This is a genomic window from Pseudomonas sp. AGC41, assembly GCF_057334555.1.
Window position 1 is genome coordinate 121,648 of the sequence record NZ_JBHFJB010000146.1, and the last position, 3,022, is coordinate 124,669.

General features: G+C 61.5%; 2 protein-coding genes and 1 pseudogene. 2 read left to right on the top strand and 1 reads right to left on the bottom strand.

The features are described 5' to 3' along the window. Window positions 1-503 (bottom strand): annotated as a pseudogene (locus tag ACE04F_RS23940) (transglycosylase SLT domain-containing protein); the annotation flags it as partial. A 235-nt stretch (window positions 504-738) separates the two neighbouring features. On the opposite strand from ACE04F_RS23940, the gene ACE04F_RS23945 reads away from it, so the two are divergent. Both ACE04F_RS23945 and ACE04F_RS23950 read left to right on the top strand, forming a co-directional pair. Continuing rightward, window positions 739-1,545 (top strand): TatD family hydrolase, encoded by an 807-nt coding sequence (locus tag ACE04F_RS23945; protein ID WP_486110186.1) that lies wholly within the window; start codon window positions 739-741, stop codon window positions 1,543-1,545. A 209-nt stretch (window positions 1,546-1,754) separates the two neighbouring features. Next, window positions 1,755-2,972 (top strand): methyl-accepting chemotaxis protein, encoded by a 1,218-nt coding sequence (locus tag ACE04F_RS23950; protein WP_486110187.1) that lies wholly within the window; start codon window positions 1,755-1,757, stop codon window positions 2,970-2,972. The last annotated feature ends 50 nt before the right edge of the window (window positions 2,973-3,022 follow it).

The following is a 3,022-nucleotide window of genomic DNA, read 5'->3' on the forward strand; positions in this document are numbered from 1 at the left end:
CCGTTGGGCCCCCCCAGGCTCTTGCCGGACAACTGCTCCACGCGCGAATAACGCTTTTCGCCCTTGATCCCCACCAGCAGCAACGGCACATCGGTGCGTATCGGCTCACTGGCGGCGACCGCATGGCCGGCTTGCGGCTCAAGCAATTCGCCTGGCGCCACCAGGTCCCCTTCCCCGCGCTGCAGCGCGCCGAGCAATTGGTCCTTGGCCTTGGGGATAATCTTGAGGGTGATTTCCTGGCCATCCCGAGCATGACCATTGAGGTATTGCTCGAAGGCCCGCAAGCGATGGTATTCGACGCCGATGGGCTGGCCCTGGACCTCACCGGAGCTGTTGCGGCTCTGGTTGACCAACACCTTCAGTACCCGGCTGCTACGGATCTGCGCCAGGTCACGCACGGTTCCCGGCGCCACCACTTGCAGCGGTCCGGGCAGGCGTGCTTCGGCCGCCATCGGCAACAGCAGCGAGCAACACAGCAGTAGCAATACCTGGGGACGAACCATCCACACTCCGGAAGGATGTTGCCGAGCCAACCCGGTGGCAAACCGTGGTTGATTCGGCAAAACAGAGCACCGTGGGGCGCTGAAAAGTGCGAAAGACTGGCACAGCGATGGCATTGATACCACCCCGACCTATCTCGTGGCCTCAACAGACAGCCGCAACCCATTGTAGTTCTTGGCTTTTCTTATAAATCTACAGCTCTGATATGCTTTCCAGCCTTTGGGCCGAGGTAGCACCATGCAACTCATCGATATCGGCGTCAACCTGACCAACCCCAGTTTCGCTGACAAACACCAGGCGGTGCTTGAACGCGCCTATGCCGCCGGGGTCTGCCAGTTGGTATTGACGGGCACCAGCATCGAGGGCAGCGAACAGGCTCTCGAACTGTGCCAGCAGCTTGACGAAGACGGAACGCGGCTGTTTTCCACCGCCGGCATCCACCCTCACAGCGCCAGCGACTGGACGGCTGACAGCGCCAGGCATTTGCAGGACCTGCTCAAGCAGGACCGCGTGCGCGCAGTGGGTGAATGCGGGTTGGATTTCAATCGTGATTTCTCGCCCCGGCCGCAGCAGGAAAAAGTCCTCGAAGAACACCTCGCGCTCGCCGTGGAGTTGCAAATGCCGGTGTTTCTCCATGAGCGCGACGCCGACCAGCGACTGCTGGAAATTCTTCGGGATTTTCGCGACCGCTTGCCTGCCGCGGTGGTGCATTGTTTTACCGGTGAGAAAAAAGCGCTGTTCAGTTACCTGGACCTGGACTTGCACATCGGCATTACCGGGTGGATCTGCGATGAGCGTCGCGGCACCCATCTGCATCCGCTGGTGCGGGAGATTCCCCGTGGCCGGCTCATGCTCGAAAGCGACGCCCCGTATCTGCTGCCCCGCACCCTGCGCCCAAAGCCCAAGAACGGTCGCAATGAGCCAGCCTACCTGACAGACGTATTGCGTGAAGTCGCCTTGCACCGGGGCGAAAGCGAGGAAGACCTGGCGGCCCACAGCACGGCGTGTGCGCGGGCGTTTTTCGGCTTGCCGGTAATTTCCTGACCGCAATGGGCCCCTGTGGGAGCGAGCCTGCTCGCGAAAGCGGTCTGTCAGTCAGATTATCTGCAGTAGATCGATCGCCTTCGCGAGCAGGCTCGCTCCCACAAGGGTTCCCTGATATCCATTGACCCACATCAAAACCCAGCATCCTGAACAGCAGCAGAATAATGGCACCTTGCCAATACTGTTTCCGCTATCAGAGAAGACCTTCCATGGGTGCCTGGCTTAGCAATATCTCGCTGAAGTACAAATTCTGGGCGGTCAATGCGGTCGCCTTCGTCACTACCTTGCTGTTGGTGCTTTATGCCATGCACCTTGAACAGCAGGTCCGAGGGGTCAGCCTGGGCCAGGTGTTCGGTGAACGCTTCAGCCAATATGCCGTGGCCGTGTTGCTGCTGATGCTGGCGATGTTGGGGGCATCGCAGCTATTGATCCGTTTTCTGCTCAGCCAGTTGAATACGTTGAAAGACGTGATGCTGCATGTGGAGAAAAGCGGCGACCTCTCCGCCCGCGTGCCCTTGGCCTGCAAGGACGAAGTGGGCCAGATGGCCGCCGCGTTCAACGCCATGCAGGCCGGCTACCAACGGGTGGTCGACACCGTTGCCAGCACCGCCCGACAGCTGGACAGTGGCGCGGCACGCCTGGCTTCGAGCATGAGCGATGTGCGCCACGGCATGCTCGGCCAGCAGAGCGAAACGGATCAGGCTGCCACCGCCATCAACGAAATGACCGCCACGGTCTATCACATCGCCCAGCACGCCGGCGCCACTCGCGACCTGTCGAAAACCACGGATATCCTGGCGGGTAACGGGCGGGAAGTGGTCAGTCGCGTGCAGCAATCGATCACCGGGCTTTCCACCGGCGTGCAGCAGACCGCCGAGATGATCCAGCGCCTGGCCGAAGACAGCCAGAAGATCAACGGTGTGGTCAACGTGATCCACAGCATCGCCGAGCAGACCAACCTGCTGGCGCTGAACGCCGCCATCGAAGCAGCGCGAGCCGGCGAAATGGGTCGGGGCTTTGCGGTCGTGGCCGACGAGGTCCGCAACCTCGCCAAGCGGGTGCAGACCTCGACCGACGAGATTACCGCCATGGTGTCGGCCTTGCAGGCAGGCACCCGCGATGCGGTGGAGTTCATGCAGGAAAGCTCGCACAAGGCTGACGACTGCGTGCAACAGGCTTGCGAGGCCGGCGAAGCGTTGCTGCAGATCACCGAGGCGGTGGCGCAGATGCGCGAGAGCAACACGCAGATCGCGGTCGCGGCCGAACAGCAAAGCCATGTGGCCGAGGACATGAACCGAGCCGTGGTGAGTATCCGCGACGTGACCGAAAATACCGTGCGCCAGACCGTGGATTCGGCCACCACCAGCGATGAACTGGCGACGCTGGCGGGTGAGTTGAACAGGGCGATTTGGCAGTTGAAGCTGTAATCCGGATCCGCTGCGCATTCCCGTGGCGAGGGAGCTCGCTCCCGCTGGGC